This window comes from Mesorhizobium sp. M0174 (assembly GCF_040322275.1).
Classification (GTDB): domain Bacteria; phylum Pseudomonadota; class Alphaproteobacteria; order Rhizobiales; family Rhizobiaceae; genus Mesorhizobium.
The window spans coordinates 14,544-34,075 of sequence record NZ_JAMYTB010000034.1; the positions used below are offsets into that span (position 1 = coordinate 14,544).

A 19,532-nucleotide genomic window follows, 5' to 3' on the forward strand; every position below is an offset into this window, starting at 1 on the left:
CGACGGCGCTCAAGACCAGTCGCCCTCGGGCGTGCCGTTGAAGCGCTTCTTCAGGCCGGCCCAGCAGTCGATGTAATTGTCCTGCCGGGTTTCGAGCTCGGCGCCATAGCGGGTCACCATCTGCGGAAAGCGTGTCTCGAACATGAAGGCCATGGTGTTGTCGAGCTTGACCGGTTTCAGCTCCGCGCGCGAGGCTTTTTCGAAGCCAGACGCATCGGGTCCGTGAGCCAGCATCATGTTGTGCAGACTGATGCCGCCCGGCACGAAGCCCTCTTCCTTGGCATCGTACTGACCATGTATGAGGCCCATGAACTCGCTCATGATGTTGCGGTGATACCAAGGCGGCCGGAAAGTGTTTTCCGCCACAAGCCAGCGCGGCGGGAAGATGACGAAATCGATATTGGCGGTGCCTTCCTCGCCGCTCGGCGCGGTCAGCACGGTGAAGATCGACGGATCGGGGTGGTCGAACAGGATCGCACCGACCGGCGAGAAGGTCGCAAGATCATATTTGTAGGGCGAATAATTGCCGTGCCACGCCACTACATCCAGCGGCGAATGGTCGATGTCGGTGACATGGAACTGGCCACACCATTTCGCGATCAGCCGGCACGGTGTCTCCTTGTCCTCGAACCAGGCACAGGGCGTCTTGAAATCGCGCGGATTGGCCAGGCAATTGGCGCCGATGGGGCCACGATCCGGCAGCGTCAGCTTGGCGCCGTAATTCTCGCAGACATAGCCGCGCACTTCGGCATCCACCAGTTCGACCTTGAACACCAGACCACGCGGCAGCACGGCGATCTCGCCCGGCCTGAGTTCGATGACCCCCATCTCGGTGACGAAGCGCAAGGCTCCAACCTGCGGGACGACCAGCAACTCGCCGTCGGCGTTGAAAAAATGATCGTCGACCATCGAGCGATTGGCGACATAGACGTGTGCCGCCATGCCGGTCTGGCCGAGCACGTCGCCGGCGGTGGTGATCGAGCGCATGCCGGCAATGAAATCGGTCGGCTCCTTCGGCATCGGCACCGGGCTCCAGCGATACTGGCCGAGTGCGAGCTGGTGGTCGCCGACGTTCGGCGCGCTTTTCCAAAGCGGATAATTCGCCGCTTTGAAGCGGCCGGTGTGCCTGACGCTCGGTCTTATCCGATAAAGCCAGGAGCGCTCATTGGTGCCGCGCGGCGCGGTGAAAGGAGAGCCCGAAAGCTGCTCGGCATAGAGGCCGTAGGCCGGCCGTTGCGGCGAGTTTCGCCCTTGCGGCAGCGAGCCCGGCAAAGTCTCGGTTTCGAAGTCATTGCCGAAACCCGGCATGTAGGAGTAGGCCATAGAACCCTCCCGAATTCATGGTCTCGTAGCATCGTTTGCGCATCCGCAAAGATGCTCCGGGTTGACCATACCGGTTTCATTTGTAACCATTGAAAATGTAACCATCAACGGTGATTTCGCCAAGCCGCCAGCATCCCCAGTCAGGGCCAACCATGGAAATCCTTGAGCTGGAATCCTTCCTGCCTTACCGGCTCTATCGGCTTGCCGATGCCGTCAGCCGCGAATTCTCAAGGATATACAAGGACCGTCACGGACTGACCCGGCCCGAATGGCGCACGCTGGCCGGGCTTGGACAGCACGGCACGATGACGGCGACGGCGCTCGGCGAGCAATCGGCCATGCACAAGACCAAGGTTTCGCGCGCGGTCGCGGAGCTCGAACGGCGCCGCTGGCTCAGCCGGACGCCTGACGAAAAAGACCGCCGTGTCGAGCATCTGGGGCTGACCAAGGCTGGCGTTGCCGCCTATCGCGAGATGGTGCCGCTGGCGAAGGAGTTCGAACGGGAATTGCTGGCAAGATTGAGCCCCGCCGAGCGTGTGGCCATTGTCGGCGGAGTGGCAGCACTGGAGGCGGCATTGGCGAAAAGCTAGGTTCCTGCCAGAATTACAGGCACCTTGGCGGGACAGCTTTCAGTTCGCACCGTGTTCCTTCGGGCCTTCACCAGTCCATGACCACCTTGCCGGAATTGCCGCTCTTCATCGCTTCGAAGCCGGAAATATAGTCGTCGATGCCGATGCGGTGGGTGATCAGGCCGCTGACATCGAGAGGACCCTGCACCAGCGCAATCATCTTGTACCAGGTCTCGAACATCTCGCGGCCGTAGATGCCCTTCAGATGCAGCATCTTGAAGATGACCTTGTTCCAGTCGATCTCGAAGCCGGTCGGCGCGATGCCGAGAATGGCGATCTTGCCGCCATTGTTCATGGTATCGATCATGTCGCGGAATGCCAGTGCGGCACCGGACATTTCAAGACCGACGTCAAAACCCTCGGTCATGCCGAGCGCCGGCATGATATCGCGCAGCTTTTCTTTCGAGGCGTCAACGACATGCTGGACGCCGAGCTTTTTTGCCAGTGCCAGGCGCACCGGGTTGATGTCGGTGATGACGACTTTTCGCGCGCCGACGCATTGCGCCACCAATGCGCCCATGATGCCGATCGGCCCGGCGCCGGTGACTAGCACGTCCTCGCCGACGAGGTCGAAAGATAGTGCGGTGTGAACCGCATTGCCTAAGGGATCGAAGATTGCCGCGATCTCGTCCGGCACGTCGTCGGGGATCGGCACGACATTGTGCTGCGGGATAGCCAGATATTCGCCGAAGGCGCCGGGGCGATTGACGCCGACGCCGAGCGTGTTGCGGCAAAGGTGCCCCCTGCCCGCGCGGCAGTTGCGGCAATGGCCGCAGACGATGTGACCCTCGCCCGAAACGCGCTGGCCGACTTTGTATTCGGTCACCGCCGCGCCGAAATCGGCGACCGTACCAACGAATTCATGCCCGGTCACCATCGGCACCGGCACGGTCTTTTGCGCCCACTGGTCCCAATTGTAGATGTGGACGTCGGTGCCGCAGATCGCCGTCTTCCGGACCTTGATCAGCACGTCGTTGGGGCCGATCTCTGGCACCGGCACCTCTTCCATCCAGATGCCCGGCTCGGCCTTGGCCTTCACCAGCGCCTTCATCATGTTCGACATTCTGCAGTCCCTTGAAGGTCTCGATCCGGAATCGCTTTTCGACTGCCGGTCATTCAGAAAATCACGCCGAGTTCGCGACCGACTGCGGCGAACGCCTCAACCGCACGGTCAATGTCGGCGCTGGAATGGGCGGCAGACATCTGCGTGCGGATGCGCGCCTGGCCCTTCGGCACCACCGGGAAGGAGAAGCCGATGACATAGATGCCGCGCTTCAGCATGCGCGCGGCCATTTCCTGCGCCAGCGTCGCGTCGCCCAGCATCACCGGGATGATCGGATGGTCGGCGCCGGCCAGTGTAAAGCCGAGCCTGCCCATCTCGGAGCGAAACCGCGCTGCGTTGGCATATAGGCGCTGACGCAACGCATCGCCATTGCGGAGCAGTTCGAAAACCCGGATCGAGGCGCCAGCGATCGCCGGCATCAGCGTGTTGGAAAACAGATAGGGCCGCGAGCGCTGGCGCAGCCAGTCGACCACCTGCTTCCTGCCCGACGTGTAGCCGCCCGACGCGCCGCCCAATGCCTTGCCGAGCGTGCCGGTGATGATGTCCACCCTGCCCTCGACGCCGCAATGTTCGGCCGAGCCACGGCCATTCCTGCCGACGAAACCAACTGCATGGCTGTCGTCGACCATGACCATTGCGTCATATTTGTCGGCGAGGTCGCAGACGCCCTTCAGATTGGCGATGATGCCATCCATAGAGAACACGCCGTCGGTGGCGATCAGCCGGAACCGACAGTCGCGCGCCTCTTTCAACCGCGCTTCGAGATCGGCCATGTCGTTGTTGGCGTAGCGGAAACGCTTTGCCTTGGACAGCCGTACCCCGTCGATGATCGAGGCGTGGTTCAGCGCATCGGAGATGACCGCATCCTCTTCGCCGAGCAGCGTCTCGAACAGGCCGCCATTGGCGTCGAAGCAGGAGCCGTAGAGGATGGTGTCCTCCATGCCGAGGAAGTCAGAAATGGTCGCCTCGAGCTGCTTGTGTTCTTCCTGCGTGCCGCAGATGAAGCGCACCGCTGCCATGCCGTAGCCGTAGCGGTCGAGTGCCTGCTTGGCCGCCTCGCGCAGTTCGGCGCTGTCGGCGAGGCCGAGATAATTGTTGGCGCAGAAATTCAGCACCTTCTCGCCGCCGACCTCGATCTCGGCCGATTGGGTCGAGGTTATCACCCGCTCGGATTTATAGAGGCCCGCCGATTTGAGCCCTTCAAGCTCGCGGTCGATATGGGAAAGGAATGCTGCGGTCATGATCAGGCCCTGTTGAGATCGATGAGGACTGTCGCGCCGCGCGGACGAAAAATCCATCGCAAAAGCGACCGCTTCGGTGGCGGCAATGGCACGGCAGAGGCCACGATGTTCAAATGCGGAGGTGCTGCGAAAGATTGCAATAACCACCTTGCGGATTTCCCGCCACGGTCGCCGCTGCCGGCCTGTTGCCGTCCTAACCTGTTAACACTTTGAAGCCAAAGGTTGTCGCACGAGAATTCGTTGGCGAGAGGGCCGACCCAGAAAATGTCGCAGCAGCCGGTGCACGCCGTTTCAGGCAGGCTCATACTCCTCATCAAATCCGGCTACTGGCTGGCTCTGCTGATCATCGCCGCCATGGTCGTGGCCTCCTTCATCCTGCTGCAACAGATGATGGCGGCCCAGCAACACAACCAGGCGCTGCTCGATGTGGTCAGCACACAAAAAGCCCTGTCGCAACGCATCGTCTTCCTTGCCGGCGCGACCGGTACCGCCTCACGCGACCAGCAGCCGGCCCTGATCAGCGCGCTCAAGCAAGCGACGGTAGAGTTCGAGAAGAACTACGATCTGCTGCTCGAGCGGACCGCCGCCGATCCGGCGTCGCCGGCAAGGTTCGATCCCAAATCGATCGAGAGCGTGCTTTTCGCCAAGCCGTTCCATCTCGACTATTTCTCGGTCGGGCTTATCGCCAACGGCGAACGCCTGATCTCGTCATTCGAATCGCGGCTCAACATGGCCGGCAATGGTGGCTACAAAGGTGGAGAGGAGCGCGTCAACCTGAACGCTTCCGTTGCCAACGCAACATTGTCGGGCTATGCCGCACTTGGCCAGCGCATCAGCGCCTTTGCAGACCAGCGATCCGAAACACTTCTCGAGCTTAACCGCACATTGTTCTACTCGACCATCGGCGTCATCGTGCTGGTGGCGCTTTTCATTTTCAGGCCGATGTCGAATGCTATCTTGCGCAGGACCCGCGAGCTGGTCGATGCGCGCAATTCCATGGCCTTTATTGCCGTGCATGACGGGCTGACTGGCCTGCACAACCGCACCTTCCTGACCGAGCATTTCGATACGTTGATCAATGCCGCGCACCGACGGCGTGAACGGGTTGCCGTGGTGCAGTTCGATCTCGACCGGTTCAAGCAGATCAACGACACGTTCGGCCACGCCGCCGGCGATTATGTGCTGGTGGCGGCTGCGCAACGCATGCGTGATTCGTGCCGTACGTCGGATCTCAACGTGCGTCTCGGCGGCGATGAATTCGTCGTCGTCCTCAACGACGCCGGCAGCACCGAGGACATCGATATCGTCGCCAGGCGCATGCTGGCCAAACTCAATGAACCGGTCATATTCCGAGGCACGACGATCCATCCGGGCGTAAGTGCGGGGATTGCGGTCTATCCTGTCGACGCCGACAATGCGCAGGATCTGCTCGTCCATGCCGATCTGGCGTTGTATTCCGCCAAGAAGCAGGGCGGCGGCAGTTTGTCGTTCTTCTCCGATGAGCTGAGGCGCGAACTCGACAACCGAAAGCAGCTCGAGCTCGACATCAGGGTCGCCATCTCGGAGAAGGCGTTCGAAGTCTATTTCCAGCCGCAGGTGTCGCTGTCGGACGGCACCATCAGTGGCATCGAAGCTTTGGCTCGCTGGAGGCATGCCGAACGCGGCATGATCGCGCCGGGCGAGTTCATTCCAATCGCGGAAAAATGCGGCTTGATGTCCGAGATTGGCCGCATCGTCATTGCCAAGGCGATCAACGAAGCAGCCGAATGGAACCGCGCAGGCATCGGCTTCGGCCGGATCGCCGTCAACGTGTCCGGTTCGGAGCTGCGCGAGACAGATTTCGAAGTCTTCCTGTTCGGGACGCTGGAAAGGACCGGCCTGCCCGCGCACAAACTATCGCTGGAGATCGTCGAATCCGTCATTCTCGACGACGAGAAGACCGGTATCGCGGCAAAGCTGCGGCACATCCGCGCCGCCGGCATCCATCTTGAGCTCGACGATTTCGGCACCGGCTACGCATCGCTCAGCCATGTCAATCCAAACGAGATCGACCGGCTGAAGATCGACCGCCGCTTCGTCCAGAACATCAACGAGAACAGCGGCAACACAAAGATCGTGCGTGCCCTCACCGAGCTCGCCCGCGGTCTCGGCATCTCGATCGTTGCCGAGGGCGCCGAAACCGAAGCCGAGCTCGACTCGCTGATGGCGATCGGCTGCGACCAGGTGCAAGGCTATTCCATCGCTTTCCCGATGCCGCCGGACAGGGTGCGTGAATGGCTGGTGGCACGGACGCCGAAAAAGGCCAGGCTGACAGTGCTGCAGGGCAGCCGGGCGTAGATCCGTCATGGTTCGGCCTTGCGAACCGACCTGATGGGCCGAGGCGGAAGGTCATCCTCATCACCGGGAAATGCTGCCAGCAATTGTCCAAAGCTGGCACACGCGCCAGCTTTTTCATAGTCCTGGAACGACAGAATGACCGCCTGCTTGCGGCCACGCCGGGTGATGACGGCCGGTTCTCCCGCGATGACCTGATCGAGCACCGCCGAGAGTTTAGCCCTGGCATCCTTCAGCGAAATTTCGCGCATGGCGTCTTCCTAGCCTAATTTCTAGCTCTCGACATTGGCCCGCAGCGCAGCCAGCACCTGTGCAAACTCCGCCAGCCTGTCGTCGGACAGCCCTTTCCGCAGCCGTTTGTCGAAGGCTAACGCGGCCGTGCGCAATTTCAGGAACAACGCCTCTCCGGCCTGGGTCAACTCCACCTGGTGAACCCGGCGGTTCTCGGGATCGCGGCGGCGCATCAGCAGGCCCTGCGTCTCCATGGCGTTGAGATGGTGGGTCAGCGTTGCGCCCCGAATGCCGATCATGCCGGCGAGCTCGCGTTGGTTGGCCAGCTCCCGCGACTTGACCGACAGCAACGTGACCCAGACCGGCAGCGTGCCGCCGGCCTCGACCAAGGCAGCGTCGAAAGCCTGCGCAACCAGCTTGGCGGTGCGCGCGAGATTCATCCCGATCGGCGGGCGGTCAAAGGGCGTCATGGTCGGACACTAGAACAAGGGCAAAGCCGATGGAACCGGCTCGAGCTTATGCGTTGACATCTAATCATTTGATATCTATCAATATGGTTAGCGGCGGGCAAGAGAGGAAATGCGGTCATGCAATATGTCTACATCATCGTCCTCGGCCTTCACGTCATGGCGGGTGTGTTCTGGGCCGGCACCACCATCGCGGTTGCCCGCGAACCGGAGATCAGGGCGGAACGTTTCTTCCGGCCGCAAATGGGCGCCGCCGGCGTGGTTTTCCTCACGGGTTTGCTGCTGTGGTATTTCTTCCACAACGGTTCTTTCGGTTCGATGGAAAAAGTCCTGGCGCTCGGCATCTTGACTGCCTTGATCGCAGCCGCGGTTCAGGGCGCATTGGTGGGTTCCGCCAGCAGGCAGCTGGCCGGCGCTGATGCGGCGAAGCAAACCCAGTTGCGCGCCAAGATGACAAAAGGCGAACGCATCGCCGGCGGCCTGCTGGTCATCACCGTATTCTGCATGGCCACCGCCAGGATGTTTTGAACGTCCTGCCGCAATCGCAAGGTCGTACGGTGCCCGGCGATGGCCGGGCGGCGTGCGCGGCGCGCAGCCCGGACCAAAGTACCGTGGTGGCTCTCCGTACGGAGGTTCGGCTGCGCGCCACCAATCAATCCAAAATATTCCTCAGATCCGCAAGCCGAACCTGATGCCGTCATAGATTGCGGCATGGATGTTACGCGAGGCAACTGCGTCGCCGATGCGGAAGAGCACGAAGCCACTTTGCGGATTGCGCACGGGGAAGATGTCGCCGCCATTGACCAGTTTTTCGTAATCGATCGCGCCGGCGTTCTTCGACAGCGGCTTCAGCGCCAGATAGAGATCGTCGAGTGGCAGCGTGCCATGCTCGACCACCACCTGGTCGACGCGCCGCTCGCCGCGCCAGCCATCGGCGAAGTCGGAGGCGAGCTCGGCGATCAGCTGGTTGCCCTCGCGCCGCACAGAACGTAGCCGTGTGTTGATGGTCACCGTGACACCCTTTTCCTGGAAGGCGCGCATGTAGGGCACATGGTTCATGCCGCCCATTTCCGGCGCGAAGAAGCGCTCCGGTGAAACCAGCTCCAGCCTGGCACCGCTATTGGCGATCAGTTCGGCGGCACCCATGCCCTGATGGCCGCCATTGTCGTCATAGAGCAGCACGTTCTCGGCCGGCTTGACGCTGCCGGCCATGATGTCCCAGCTCGAGGTGACGAGATCGTCGCCCGCTGTCAGAGGCGGGTTCTGCGGCAGGCCGCCGGTGGCGATCACCACCGCGTCCGGCGACAGCGCCAGCACGTCGTCCGTCTCCGCCCATTTATCGTAGCGGATCTCGACGCCGAGCCGGTCGAGTTCGGCCAGACGCCAGTCGATGATGCCGATCAATTCCTTGCGGCGCGGGTTCTGCGTTGCCAGCCGCACCTGGCCGCCGGCCTGGCTCGATGCTTCCAGCACCGTCACCTGGTGCCCACGTTCGGCGGCGACCCGCGCCGCCTCCAGCCCGCCGGCGCCGGCGCCGACGACGACCACCTTCCGCTTCGGTCCCTCGGTTTTCGGAATAATATGCGGTATCGACGCCTCGCGGCCCGTCGCCGCATTGTGGATGCACAGTGCCTCACCGCCCTCATAGATGCGGTCGAGGCAATAGGTGGCGCCGACGCAAGGACGGATCTCGTGCTCGCGGCCCTCCATCACTTTTTTGACGATATGCGGGTCGGCAATGTGGGCACGCGTCATGCCGACCATGTCGAGCTTGCCGGTGGCGATGGCGTGGCGCGCGGTGGCGACGTCGGAAATCCGCGCCGCATGGAAGGTCGGGAATTTCGTCGCCGCTCTCACCTCCCCTGCGAAGTCGAGATGTGGTGACGAGCGCATGCCGGTCACCGGGATGACCTTGGTCAGCGCGGCATCGGTCTCGATCGAGCCACGGATGATGTTGAGGAAATCGACCTTGCCGGATTCGGCCAGCCGCCTGGCGATTTCGACGCCCTCCTGTTTCGACAGGCCTTTCTCGAAATCCTCGTCGGCGACCATGCGGATGCCGACGACGAATTTTTGGCCGACCGCCGCCCGCACCGCGTCGAGCACCATGCCGGTGAAGCGCAAGCGGTTGTCGAGCGAGCCACCGAAATCATCGTCGCGCTGGTTGGTGGCCGGCGACCAGAAGCCGTCCATCAGGTGGCCGTAGGCCTCGAATTCGATGCCATCGAGGCCGGCAGCCTGGCAGCGCTGGGCGGCAGCGGCATAGTCGGCGACGATGCGCTCGATGTCCCAGTCCTCGATAGTCTTGGGAAAGGCGCGGTGGGCGGGTTCGCGAACCGGCGAAGCCGACAGGACTGGCAGCCAGTCGGCCTTGTTCCAACCGGTGCGGCGGCCGAGATGGGTGATCTGTATCATCACCTTGCAATCGTGCTCGTGGCAGGCATCGGTCAGCTCGGCGAGCCACGACACGATGCGGTCGTCATAGACATGCAGATTGCCAAAAGCGGCCGGGCTGTCGCGCGAGACGATCGCCGAACCGGCGGTCATGGTCAGCGCCATGCCGCCCTTGGCCTTTTCGGCATGGTAGAGCCGGTACCGCTCCTTCGGCATGCCGTCCTCTGAATAGGCCGGCTCATGGCTGGTCGACATCACCCGGTTCTTCAGCGTCAGATGCTTGAGCTGATAGGGCTGGAGGAGCGGGTCGTTGCTAGTCATCGTCTTCCTGCTGTTTCAAATTGTGCTAATGAGCGGCAAATTTTTGTTTTTACGCATGTCGCTGTCCCAAAATCGCTGCGCAGTTTTGGGCGACATGCAGCAAGGAACCTGCTCATGACCGATACGAAAAACCTCACCCAGCTCGGCACCAACGTCGAGGCGCCACAGAGCCCTGAAGCGGCCGTCCTGGAAACCGTGCCGTTTTCGCGCGGCGACGGCCCGCCGGCCATCGTTCGCTTCACCTGCCCGGAATTCACCTCGCTCTGCCCCGTCACCGGCCAGCCGGACTTCGCCCATATCGTCATCGACTACGCACCCGACGCGCTGCTGGTGGAATCGAAGTCGCTCAAGCTGTTCATGACCTCGTTTCGCAACCACGGCGCCTTCCATGAAGAATGCACCGTCATGATCGGTCGCCGTATCATCGCCGCGACCAAGCCATTGTGGTTGCGCATTGGCGGCTACTGGTATCCGCGCGGCGGCATTCCGATCGACGTGTTCTGGCAAACCGGCGCACCGCCGGAAGGTGTGTGGCTGCCCGACACCGGCGTCGCCCCCTATCGCGGGCGCGGGTGAGCCTGAGTTACTACGAAGAAAATGTTGCATCAGTTGAGCGGCAGCCGCCGGTAACGCCCGGGATTGTTCGGATCGCTGAAATGGTGCATCGGCCCATGTTCGGCGAAGTGTGCTGACCAGCGTTTCATGGCGGCAGGGTCAAGCTCGACGCCCAGCCCGTCATCCTCCGGCACACGCACCCTATTGCCGGTCTGCCGGAATGGGCCGTCCTTGATGACATCGCCGATCTGCCAGCGAAACAGCGACTGCGATGCTTCGGTGATCCACGGTGTCGCCGCCACGACGTGCAAATAAGCCGATGTCATGATGCCGAGATCGTTCGAATAGCACCAGAACCCCTTGCCCATCGCCTCACAGGCGGCGATGAATTTCAGAGTTTTCGACAATCCGCCGAGTGCTGCGAAATTGCAGACGAAGTAATCCGGCGCACCGAGCGCGACTGCCCGCCTGAGATCCGGGATGTGCGTGGAGAACGGAATGCGCGAATGCTGGCGCAGCGCCGCCATCTCCTCGAAGGTCGCGACCGGATCCTCGTAATTGCGGATGTTGAACGGCTCGATCTCGCGCAGTACCCAGCGCGCTGTGGTTAGCGACCACTGCATGTTGGAATCGAGTTTGATCTGCGCCTTGTCGCCAAGCGCCTCGCGCAGCATGCGCACTGTCCTGATCTCGAGCTCGGGATCGCCCATTATCAGCTTGCCCTCGAAGATCGTCGAGCCGTGCTGTTCTCGCATGCCGAGACAGTAGTCGACGATCGCTTCGGCGGTCATCTCGCCGCCGGCTCCGCCTTGAGCGGGGCGAAAGGCGAAATATTCCGAAAACGGAATGTCCTTGCGCACCGCGCCGCCGAGCAGCTTATAGAGCGGCATACCGAAGACCTTGCCTCTTATATCCCACAGCGCCAGTTCGACGGCGCCGAACGCCACCGTGGCTGCGTTCTCGCCGGTGTTGGCGGTGATCTGCCAGGGCGGCACACAGCGCGCCTCGCAGTCGGCGATGTCGAGCGGATCGGCGCCAATCAGCGCCGGCGCGATCTCGGCCTTGATCACCTCGCCGAAATGCCACCATGGCGCCTCGCCCAGTCCGACCACGCCTTCGTCCGTCTCGACCTCGATGATCGATTTCGAGGCGCCGCCGTAGAGACCAGCCGTCCACCAGAACGGAGCATCGAGCGGGACGTTGACGTGGGTGACGCGGATGTTGGTGATCTTCATCGGTTCCGTTCTCACTCGCACTGGTATTGGCTTAGCGCCCATTCGCCGGTCACCGAGAGAAGGTCCGATATCTTCCAGTCGCCATCGACTTTCCTGAATTTCCACTCCAGCCGGTGCGGGTTGCCGGCGACGACGAAGGCGACGACGACCTTGGCCTCGTCGCCCTTGATCGCTTCGATGGTCTTCAGGCTTTTGTCGATCTCCGCCTTGTCGTATTCGGAATTGTCGAGCGCCATGTTGGGATCGAGGCATTCGCCCTGCCCCGACTTCCGCAGCGCGTCGCTCTTGTCGAGCACCGACTTTGCCGGGTCGGTGAAATGGCCCCGCTGAGCCGGATCGACCTCGAGCCCGGCATGCTCGTAGAACGGCTTCACCACCGCGGTCGGCGAGCCCGGCTGCACGGGTGTGGCCGGCGCGTTTTCTGGCGGCGGCAACACTGCCGGCGGAGGTGCCGCACTGTCGGCCGGAGCGTTTGCGGGCGGCGCGCCGAACAGGCCCTGAGCGGCGGCGCTGCTCAATCCGGTCAGCAGGCACGCAGTCGCCAAAAGCCAGGGATGGCAGCGGAGCACGGCATCACTCCGGCGACTGCCCGGCCAGGCATTCGAGCGCGCTGAGTGTCCAACCGCTGGTCTTCGAGGTAATGTCGGCGACCTTCCACTGGCCGTCGATCTTCTTCAACGACCAGACCATTTCGCGTTTGGAATCATCCCCTTCCGGGAAAAGGTTGAAGGTCGCCGTCACCTCGGCGCTGTCGCCATCCAGCGTTTCGGCCAGCGTCAGCGTCTTGGCCACGGTCTTTTCGTCATAGTCCTGCGCATCGAGACCAGGGGCGAAGTCGATGCAGGGAACTTCATCCGGATGGTTCTTTGCCGCATTGTCGTTCAGTTCGAACAGTTTCGTCACCGGTGCGGTGAAGCGGTCGCGATATTGTGCATCGGCCTCGAATTTGACCGACGGGACATAGAAGAACTTCACGGCGTTGGCAGCGGGGCCGGCAAACGCGGCCGCCGGCAAGGCCATCGAAAGCGCGGCAACAAAAAGTGGCAGTTTCATGCGTGTCCCCGATTGTTCACTGACGGAAGCTATCAGTACCACGCATCTTGCCCGTCGGCTTTCTTGCGGTCCATGAAATCCTGCAACGCGTCCTTTGCTGGCAACTCAGGCGTTCAGCCAGACGTTCTGGAGATCCATCTCGAAGGTTTGGTGGACACCGTAGTTCTTCACCTTCTCGTTCATGTGGCTGAACAGCTTCTGCCAAAACGGCTGAATGATGACGCCCGAATCCTGCAGGATCTGCTCGATGTCCTTCATGACCTCGCGGCGCTTCTCGACGTCGATGAGCGAGAGAGCCTGCTTGAGCTTGGCGTCAAAATCAGGGTTCGAGTAGCCGGTTTCGTTCCAGGCCTCGCCGGTGCGATAGCCGAGCGCCAACACCTGGACGCCAAGCGGGCGCATGTACCAGATGGTCATGGAATAAGGATATTTCGTCCAGTCGTTCCAGAAGGTCGAACCCGGCAGCACCGTGCGTTTCACTTTGATCCCGGCATCGCGCAACTGGCCGGCAATCGCGTCGCCGGTGTTCTTTTGCCAATCGTCCTCGACGGTGATCAGTTCATGCTCGAAGTCGGCCTGCCCGGCCTCCGCCATCAGCTTCTTGGCGCCCGCGGCGTCGCGTGTCTTCTTGGGCAGCGCGTAGTATTCCGGATGAATCGGGCTGACGTGGTGATTTTCACCCACGGTGCCTCGCCCGGCATAGCCAAGTTCGAGCACCGCATTGTTGTCGACGGCCATCTGGAGGGCGTTGCGGACCCGCTTGTCATCGTAGGGTTTGTGCGTGATGTTGGTGCGGGCAACGAGCGTGGTCGCTGTCGCGACCTCCGATTTCACCAGCCCCATCTTGTCGAGGATGTCAATGAAGTCGGCAGGCGTCTCGAAGTTGAGATCGATTTCGCCGGAGTCGAATGCATTTATCGAGGCGTTGAAATCGGTTCCGTAGTCGATGAATTCGACGCCGTCGAGAAGCGCTTCACCACCCCACCATTTGCCAGTCTCACGACGTTTGACGACCGCTTTCTGGCCGACCGCATAAGACACCAGTTCGAACGGCCCGGTGCCAATCGGCTTCTCGATCGGATTGGCGCCGTCGGCGTCGAAGTTGCGATGGACCACCAGCGCCGGATAGTCGGTGAAGTTCGGGATCAGCGAGATGTCCGGTTCGTTCAGCTTCAGCTTCACCGTGTTGTCGTCGACCTTGGTGATCGCTCCTTCCCTGGCCTTGCCGGTCTTTGCATCAATCAGCGCACCAACGCGCGCGGCCATCGAATTGCCGGCGGCAGCCTTCTCGCACCAGCGCGTCAGATTGTAGACCACATCTTCGGCGCTAAAAGCATCGCCGTTGTTCCAGGCGATGCCCTTGCGAACATGCAGCACGTATTCGGTGGCGTCGTCGTTGACCTCCCAGCTTTCGAGCAGAACCGGCTCGAATGTAAACTGGCGGGTGTAGCGGACAAGCGGCTCCAGCCAGCAGCGTGAAATATTCGCGAGTTCCACCCAGTCGTAGGTGCGCGGATCCTTCTGTGCCTTCACCGACATCGAAACGTGGAGCGTGCCGCCTTTCTTCGGCTCTTCAGCCAAGGCCCGCTGCGGCACGGCAAGGCCGATCATGCCGTAGGCAAGGGCCGTCGATGCGCCGAAGGCGCTTGCCAGCGCCAGAAACTCGCGTCGGTCGACACGACCTGCACGAGCCTCGCTGGCCATCGCTTCGATGGCGCTCGGTACGCGATCGCCGTTGCTTCTGAAGAGTGTCATTTTTTCCTCCGTTATGGTTCCCATCGGGTCTTCGCCCGTTATCAACTAACGCTGTCCGGCAGTTTCTCCTCGCGCCGCGCAATCAAATCTTTGAGACCATCGGCGATGCCCTCATCGAGCTTCGGCTCCTCGTAATCGGCGAGCATGTTGCGCGCTTTCTCGCGGCCGCGGGTGTCGTGGTCCTTTGCTCCTTCCGCCTTCCACTGTTCGAACGAATTGAAGTCCATGATGCTCGGTATGAAGAAGGCGGACTCGAAATGTTCGAGCGTGTGCTGGGTGCCGAGGAAATGGCCCTGCGGTCCGACCTCGCGGATAGCCGCCATAGCCTCCTTGAAATCGTCGAATGGCAGCCCGCCAGCATATTTGTACCAGCCGACAAGCTGCTCGCAGTCGGTGGCAAATTTCGAATAGCCGCAGGTCAGGCCGGCCTCGAGCCAACCGGCGGAGTGCCAGATGTAGTTGGCGCCGGCAAGGATGGCGGCATGCATCAGCATGTTCGCCTCGTAGCCCGCCTGGGCGTCGTTCAGCTTCGAGCCGACATGGAAACCGGACGTGCGCCACGGCAGCCGATACTTCCGCGCCAGCGCGCCCATGAGATACATCATCTGGGCCGCCTCCGGCGTGCCGCCCATGGGAGCGCCGGTCTTCATGTCGACCGTCACCATGAACTGTCCGTAGATCTGCGGCGAACCCGGACGCAACAGCTGTGTGAACGCGACGCCCGCCAGCGCTTCGGCGTTGACCTGCGCGACCGCACCGACGGCAGAGGCCGAAGTCGAGGCGCCGCAAAGGGCGAAGGGCGCGAGGATCAGCGGCTGGTTGTGGCGCGCATAGACTTTCATCGCGTCCAGCATGGTGGCATCCCAGACCAGCGGCGAATTGCAATTGGTGATCGCCACCAGGACCGGGTTGTCGCGGACATAGTCCTCGCCGAACACGATGCCCGCCATCGCCATCGTGTCTTCGGCTCGATCCCTGGACGTCACGATGCCCATGAACGGCTTGTCGGAGTGCTTCAGCGCCGAATGGATGATGTGGAGGTGACGTTTCGGCACTGGAATTTCCATCGGCTCGCAGATGATGGAGCTCGACGAGTGCAGCGCCGGCGCCATGTAAGCGAGCTTGTGGAAATTGTTGAGGTCGGCGAGTGTGCCGTAGCGCCTGTTGTTGTCGAGGTCGCGCACGTAAGGCGCGCCATACATCGGCACAAAGATGGAGTTGTTGCCACCCACACGAACGGAACGCTGGGGATTCCTCGCATTGAGCGTGAACTCCGACGGGACCTTCGAGATGAGCTCCATCAGCAGGGCGCGGTCGATGCGGACCCTTGTCTCCGAGACATCGGCGCCCGCCGCCTTCCACATTGCAATCGCCTCGTCGTCGCGGAACTCGCATCCCACCTCTTCGAGGATGCTGAGCGATTCCTGGTGGATCAGCTCCACCGCCTCGTCCGGGACCATCTGATACACCGGAATCTTGCGGACCAGGGTCGGAAATGACGCAACGGGTGCGCCTCGCAGCGCCTTGCGCCCCAGGCGGCCACCTGCGCGACGATTGGTATGTTCGCTCACTTCAACGGCCGGTGCGTTCATGGAGGCTCCATCTTCCTGTTGGTGACCAATCTAGCCAGACAAAATGCAGCTGTGACGCTGGAAAATCCTGATCTCTTGTATAAGGTCAGCTTATGCGAAGCTTGCGCCATCTGCTGCCGTCGGCGGGCAGCCTGATCGTTTTCGAGGCTGCCGGGCGGCTGTCGAGCTTTACCGCCGCCGGACGGGAACTCGGCATGACGCAGGCTGCCGTGTCCTACGCGATCCGCGGGCTCGAAGAACAGCTCGGCGCCAAACTCTTCCAGCGCCGCCACCGGCAAGTCAGCCTTACCGAGGCCGGCGACCGCTTCCATGCCGACGTCTCGCTCGGCCTGTCGCACATCCGCAAGTCGGCGGAGGATCTGCGCCAGATCGCCGTCGGCGCGCATGTGACGCTCGCCGCCTCGACCGCCTTCGCCTCATTCTGGATGATGCCGCGCCTGCAGCAGTTTCGCGACGAATTGCCGGGCATCGACCTGCGCATCCAGACCGCCGACCGCGATCTCGACATCATCGCCGAGGACATCCCGCTCGGCGTGCGCGGCGGCGAGCCCAGGGAATGGCCGGATTATCATTCGCTGCCGTTGGCCGATGAAGTGATATTCCCCGTTGCCGGCGCGAGTTATGTGGCCCGGTTCGGGCTGCCGGAGCGTGTCGCGGACCTTCAATCGCACCGCCTCATCCATCTCGAAGAGCCGTTTCGCGAGGCCGCGAGCTGGGACGAATGGTTCGCCTCGGCCGGTGTCGACATCGCCGATGCCGGACGTGGCTTGCGCATCAACGACTATGCGCTGGTGATCCAGGCAGTCATGGAAGGGCAAGGCATCGCGCTCGGCTGGGGTCACCTCGCCGAGCGGCTGCTGGCATCAGGGCTGCTGGTGCGCGTCACCGGCCACACGATGACGACCGGCAAGGGCTTTCATGTCATCTGGTCGAGGAACCGCGAGCTCAGCGACAACGCCCGCAAGGTGCGGGACTGGCTGGCGGCGCAGGCGCGAGGCCGATAAATGCCCGGTCAAACCGTTACAACGATCTTGCCGAATTGTTCGTTCGCTTCGAGATAACGATGCGCCTCGACGATCCGGTCGAACGGAAAGGTTCTGGCGATTGCCGGCTTCAGCGAACCCGAGCTCAGTCCGTCAAGGATGAACGCCTTGGCGGCCTGCAGCCGGACCGGATCGCGCACGATCTCATGCATGAGATAACCGCGCAGCGTCAGTGTCTTCGCCAGCACTGCAGGTAGCGGAAAGGGTGTCGGGTCGAGGCTCAAGCCGCCATATTCGATGAGAATGCCACCCGGTGCCATCGCTGCCGTCAGAGACTCGAAAATCGGACCGCCGACGGCGTCGAACACCACGCGCACGCCGTCCGGGCCGGCGATTTGCTTCAGCCTGGCTTCCAGATCCTCCTCTGCCGAAGCGATGACGTGGGCCGCGCCGAACCCAACCAAAGCCCGCTTCTTGGCGGACGTCCGTGTGACCGCGATCGGGGTCGCGCCAATCAGGTTGGCGATCTGGATCGCCGCAAGTCCGACGCTGCTCGATGCCGCGGTGATGACGACAACGTCCTCCCTGCCAAGTTTGGCAATGTCGATCAGCGCACCATAGGCCGTGAGATATTGCATCCACGCGGCGGCGGCCTCTTCCCAGCTCAGCGCCGGCGGGTGCTTGACGACGAGCTCGGCGAGGTATGTGGCAATCTCACCATAGGCAGGCCAGCGGACCATCGACAATTGACGGCATCGCCCGGCGCAAAACCGCTCACGCCTTCGCCGAGCACCTCGACGATACCCGCCGCCTCAAGCCCAAGACCCGAAGGTAAGGGCGCAGTCTGGATATATCTGCCTGAACGCAGCAGCGCCTCGGCCCGGTTCAGACCCAACGCCCTGACGCGGATCTGGACCTCGCCTCGCCCGGGCGCAGGCATGTCGACATTCTCGATGCGCAGAACCTCGGGACCACCAAGCTCATGAAAACGAACGACACGCGCCATCGGTCACAACTCCAAAATATTTGAACTGAATCGTCTATGCCAGCGGCGATCAAGCGGATAAATAGCCGCTTGAGTAGATCAGCAGAAACTGTAGGTTTTGAATATGGATCGCCTTACGAGCATGGCCGTGTTCGTTAAAGCCGTCGATCTGGGCTCATTCGCGGCCGCGGCGGCCGCGCTCGATCTGTCCGGGCCGATGGTCGGCAAGCATGTCCGGTTTCTCGAGGAGCGCCTGAGCGTGCGCCTCATCAACCGGACCACACGCCGCCAAAGCCTGACGGATTTCGGGCGCGCCTATTACGAACGCTGCTGGCTGGTGCTTGCCGAGGCGGAGGCCGCGGATGCACTCGCCGCCGACCAGCTTGCCGAACCGCGCGGAAAGCTGCGCGTGCTCATGCCGGTGCATTTCGGCCGGCGCTGCGTTGCCCCGATCCTGTTCGGGCTTGCGCAGCAATATCCGGCGCTGGAACTTGACCTGTCGTTCAGCGACACCCTCGCCGACCTCGCCGAGGACGGCTGCGATCTTGCCATTAGAACGGGCGACCTGGAGGACCAGGCCGGGGTAATGGCGCGTCGCATCGCGCGCCAGCACATGGTCGTCTGCGCGTCGCCGTCCTATCTCGACAGGCACGGCCAGCCGCAGGAGATAGATGACCTGGGCCGCCATCACGCGATCATCTACCGCCGTTCCGGGCGCGCCGTTCAGCCGTGGCTGTTTCCGCGCAACGACCAGCTCGCGATGGAGATCCGGCCCGTCAGCAGATTGCGGCTCGACGATCTCGATGCCCTCGCCGATGCCGCGGCCGCCGGCATGGGGCTCGCCTGGCTGCCGTACTGGCTGGTTCGCCAGCGCATCCAGGCGGGCGCGCTTGTCCTGCTATTGCCGGAACAGCCGAGGTTTCTCTATGACGCCCATGCGCTGTGGCTGCAGACGCCACATCTGCCGATGAAAGTCCGCCTTGCCGTCGATGCACTGGCGGCAGCACTGCCCAAGCTCATGAGTTGAAGGCACGGTCGCGGTCAGCTGCGTGGATTTCCTCGAGAACGACCCGACGATTGAACAATAATCTATATGGTAAGATTTCGAATATACAGGAGGTAAACCAGAACAACTGTTAGCGATATCGAAATAATCGTCCAAATAGTGAACCAAATTACTCTTGCAATACGACTCTTTCGACGCTGTATCCATCGAGCGAAGTTTACCATTAAGTAATCTAGGATGACGTCCAAATGTCGCCTCCAACGGCCATTCGCTTCAGATTTTGGCCTTCGCCCGACTAAATCCACTAAGTCAATTGGGGGCCAAGCCCATTCACTTCAACAATATTCCTATCTCTACATCGTGGC

At 61.9% G+C, this 19,532-nt stretch carries 17 protein-coding genes and 1 pseudogene; 6 read left to right on the plus strand and 12 right to left on the minus strand.

The genetic code is table 11. The features are described from left to right. Positions 1-9: 9 nt before the first annotated feature. Entirely contained in the window at positions 10-1,323 is a 1,314-nt protein-coding gene (gene hmgA, locus NKJ13_RS29930; protein WP_352703250.1) for a homogentisate 1,2-dioxygenase, read from the minus strand. Positions 1,324-1,475: 152 nt separating this feature from the next. Between hmgA and NKJ13_RS29935 the strand changes: the two genes are divergently transcribed. Next, a complete protein-coding gene (locus NKJ13_RS29935; RefSeq protein WP_352739213.1) occupies positions 1,476-1,913 on the plus strand; it encodes a MarR family winged helix-turn-helix transcriptional regulator in 438 nt (145 codons plus the stop codon). A gap of 67 nt (positions 1,914-1,980) precedes the next feature. Here NKJ13_RS29935 and tdh read toward each other — a convergent pair whose 3' ends face one another. Further along, a complete protein-coding gene (tdh, locus tag NKJ13_RS29940; RefSeq protein WP_352739211.1) occupies positions 1,981-3,015 on the minus strand; it encodes an L-threonine 3-dehydrogenase in 1,035 nt (344 codons plus the stop codon). 53 nt (positions 3,016-3,068) lie between these two features. Further along, complete coding sequence (locus NKJ13_RS29945; protein ID WP_352739209.1) at positions 3,069-4,256, minus strand: glycine C-acetyltransferase; 1,188 nt, start codon at positions 4,254-4,256, stop codon at positions 3,069-3,071. A 264-nt stretch (positions 4,257-4,520) separates the two neighbouring features. Here NKJ13_RS29945 and NKJ13_RS29950 point away from each other — a divergent pair, with 264 nt between their 5' ends. Continuing rightward, entirely contained in the window at positions 4,521-6,593 is a 2,073-nt protein-coding gene (locus NKJ13_RS29950) for a putative bifunctional diguanylate cyclase/phosphodiesterase (RefSeq protein ID WP_352739207.1), read from the plus strand. Positions 6,594-6,598: 5 nt separating this feature from the next. On the opposite strand, the gene NKJ13_RS29955 is transcribed toward NKJ13_RS29950, so the two are convergent. Together NKJ13_RS29955 and NKJ13_RS29960 are read right to left on the minus strand one after the other, a co-directional pair. Beyond that, positions 6,599-6,841: a type II toxin-antitoxin system Phd/YefM family antitoxin gene (locus NKJ13_RS29955; RefSeq protein ID WP_352739206.1), complete on the minus strand. Its 243-nt coding sequence runs from the start codon at positions 6,839-6,841 to the stop codon at positions 6,599-6,601. Positions 6,842-6,862: 21 nt separating this feature from the next. Next, positions 6,863-7,291 carry a MarR family winged helix-turn-helix transcriptional regulator gene (locus NKJ13_RS29960; protein WP_352650328.1) on the minus strand — a complete coding sequence of 143 codons (429 nt, stop codon included), beginning with the start codon at positions 7,289-7,291 and terminating at the stop codon, positions 6,863-6,865. A gap of 117 nt (positions 7,292-7,408) precedes the next feature. Here NKJ13_RS29960 and NKJ13_RS29965 point away from each other — a divergent pair, with 117 nt between their 5' ends. Next, positions 7,409-7,816 (plus strand): hypothetical protein, encoded by a 408-nt coding sequence (locus NKJ13_RS29965; RefSeq protein WP_352650330.1) that lies wholly within the window; start codon positions 7,409-7,411, stop codon positions 7,814-7,816. A gap of 141 nt (positions 7,817-7,957) precedes the next feature. Here the strand turns inward: NKJ13_RS29965 and NKJ13_RS29970 are convergent, their stop codons facing one another. Continuing rightward, a complete protein-coding gene (locus NKJ13_RS29970; protein WP_352650331.1) occupies positions 7,958-10,003 on the minus strand; it encodes an oxidoreductase in 2,046 nt (681 codons plus the stop codon). Positions 10,004-10,117: 114 nt separating this feature from the next. On the opposite strand from NKJ13_RS29970, the gene queF reads away from it, so the two are divergent. Next, positions 10,118-10,579, plus strand: a complete 462-nt coding sequence (gene queF / locus NKJ13_RS29975; protein ID WP_023674394.1) for a preQ(1) synthase — start codon at positions 10,118-10,120, stop codon at positions 10,577-10,579. A 29-nt stretch (positions 10,580-10,608) separates the two neighbouring features. Here queF and NKJ13_RS29980 read toward each other — a convergent pair whose 3' ends face one another. The 5 genes from NKJ13_RS29980 to NKJ13_RS30000 all read right to left on the minus strand — a co-directional run bounded on the left by NKJ13_RS29980 (position 10,609) and on the right by NKJ13_RS30000 (position 16,193). Continuing rightward, on the minus strand, positions 10,609-11,793 hold the full coding sequence (locus tag NKJ13_RS29980; protein ID WP_352739203.1) for a mandelate racemase/muconate lactonizing enzyme family protein: 1,185 nt from the start codon (positions 11,791-11,793) through the stop codon (positions 10,609-10,611). Between the two features lie 11 nt (positions 11,794-11,804). Then, a complete protein-coding gene (locus NKJ13_RS29985; protein ID WP_352509576.1) occupies positions 11,805-12,362 on the minus strand; it encodes a hypothetical protein in 558 nt (185 codons plus the stop codon). Between the two features lie 4 nt (positions 12,363-12,366). Continuing rightward, complete coding sequence (locus tag NKJ13_RS29990) at positions 12,367-12,846, minus strand: DUF3828 domain-containing protein (protein WP_352509574.1); 480 nt, start codon at positions 12,844-12,846, stop codon at positions 12,367-12,369. A 105-nt stretch (positions 12,847-12,951) separates the two neighbouring features. Beyond that, positions 12,952-14,601 carry an ABC transporter substrate-binding protein gene (locus NKJ13_RS29995; RefSeq protein ID WP_352739201.1) on the minus strand — a complete coding sequence of 550 codons (1,650 nt, stop codon included), beginning with the start codon at positions 14,599-14,601 and terminating at the stop codon, positions 12,952-12,954. Positions 14,602-14,642: 41 nt separating this feature from the next. Next, positions 14,643-16,193 carry a trimethylamine methyltransferase family protein gene (locus NKJ13_RS30000; protein ID WP_352739199.1) on the minus strand — a complete coding sequence of 517 codons (1,551 nt, stop codon included), beginning with the start codon at positions 16,191-16,193 and terminating at the stop codon, positions 14,643-14,645. 92 nt (positions 16,194-16,285) lie between these two features. Here NKJ13_RS30000 and NKJ13_RS30005 point away from each other — a divergent pair, with 92 nt between their 5' ends. Further along, positions 16,286-17,197 (plus strand): LysR substrate-binding domain-containing protein, encoded by a 912-nt coding sequence (locus NKJ13_RS30005; RefSeq protein ID WP_352739198.1) that lies wholly within the window; start codon positions 16,286-16,288, stop codon positions 17,195-17,197. 8 nt (positions 17,198-17,205) lie between these two features. On the opposite strand, the pseudogene NKJ13_RS30010 reads toward NKJ13_RS30005, so the two are convergent. Then, positions 17,206-18,182 (minus strand): annotated as a pseudogene (locus tag NKJ13_RS30010) (zinc-dependent alcohol dehydrogenase family protein). Positions 18,183-18,285: 103 nt separating this feature from the next. Between NKJ13_RS30010 and NKJ13_RS30015 the strand changes: the two are divergent. Then, positions 18,286-19,188, plus strand: a complete 903-nt coding sequence (locus NKJ13_RS30015; protein ID WP_352739197.1) for a LysR family transcriptional regulator — start codon at positions 18,286-18,288, stop codon at positions 19,186-19,188. Positions 19,189-19,532 lie beyond the last annotated feature (344 nt).

Excerpts from the sequence above, each read along its gene's own strand:
- hmgA (WP_352703250.1), bottom strand. The coding sequence starts at position 1,323 with ATGGCCTACTCCTACATGCCGGGTTTCGGCAATGACTTCGAAACCGAG.
- NKJ13_RS29935 (WP_352739213.1), top strand. The coding sequence starts at position 1,476 with ATGGAAATCCTTGAGCTGGAATCCTTCCTGCCTTACCGGCTCTATCGG.
- tdh (WP_352739211.1), bottom strand. The coding sequence starts at position 3,015 with ATGTCGAACATGATGAAGGCGCTGGTGAAGGCCAAGGCCGAGCCGGGC.
- NKJ13_RS29945 (WP_352739209.1), bottom strand. The coding sequence starts at position 4,256 with ATGACCGCAGCATTCCTTTCCCATATCGACCGCGAGCTTGAAGGGCTC.
- NKJ13_RS29950 (WP_352739207.1), top strand. The coding sequence starts at position 4,521 with ATGTCGCAGCAGCCGGTGCACGCCGTTTCAGGCAGGCTCATACTCCTC.
- NKJ13_RS29955 (WP_352739206.1), bottom strand. The coding sequence starts at position 6,841 with ATGCGCGAAATTTCGCTGAAGGATGCCAGGGCTAAACTCTCGGCGGTG.
- NKJ13_RS29960 (WP_352650328.1), bottom strand. The coding sequence starts at position 7,291 with ATGACGCCCTTTGACCGCCCGCCGATCGGGATGAATCTCGCGCGCACC.
- NKJ13_RS29965 (WP_352650330.1), top strand. The coding sequence starts at position 7,409 with ATGCAATATGTCTACATCATCGTCCTCGGCCTTCACGTCATGGCGGGT.
- NKJ13_RS29970 (WP_352650331.1), bottom strand. The coding sequence starts at position 10,003 with ATGACTAGCAACGACCCGCTCCTCCAGCCCTATCAGCTCAAGCATCTG.
- queF (WP_023674394.1), top strand. The coding sequence starts at position 10,118 with ATGACCGATACGAAAAACCTCACCCAGCTCGGCACCAACGTCGAGGCG.
- NKJ13_RS29980 (WP_352739203.1), bottom strand. The coding sequence starts at position 11,793 with ATGAAGATCACCAACATCCGCGTCACCCACGTCAACGTCCCGCTCGAT.
- NKJ13_RS29990 (WP_352509574.1), bottom strand. The coding sequence starts at position 12,846 with ATGAAACTGCCACTTTTTGTTGCCGCGCTTTCGATGGCCTTGCCGGCG.
- NKJ13_RS29995 (WP_352739201.1), bottom strand. The coding sequence starts at position 14,601 with ATGACACTCTTCAGAAGCAACGGCGATCGCGTACCGAGCGCCATCGAA.
- NKJ13_RS30000 (WP_352739199.1), bottom strand. The coding sequence starts at position 16,193 with ATGAACGCACCGGCCGTTGAAGTGAGCGAACATACCAATCGTCGCGCA.
- NKJ13_RS30005 (WP_352739198.1), top strand. The coding sequence starts at position 16,286 with ATGCGAAGCTTGCGCCATCTGCTGCCGTCGGCGGGCAGCCTGATCGTT.
- NKJ13_RS30015 (WP_352739197.1), top strand. The coding sequence starts at position 18,286 with ATGGATCGCCTTACGAGCATGGCCGTGTTCGTTAAAGCCGTCGATCTG.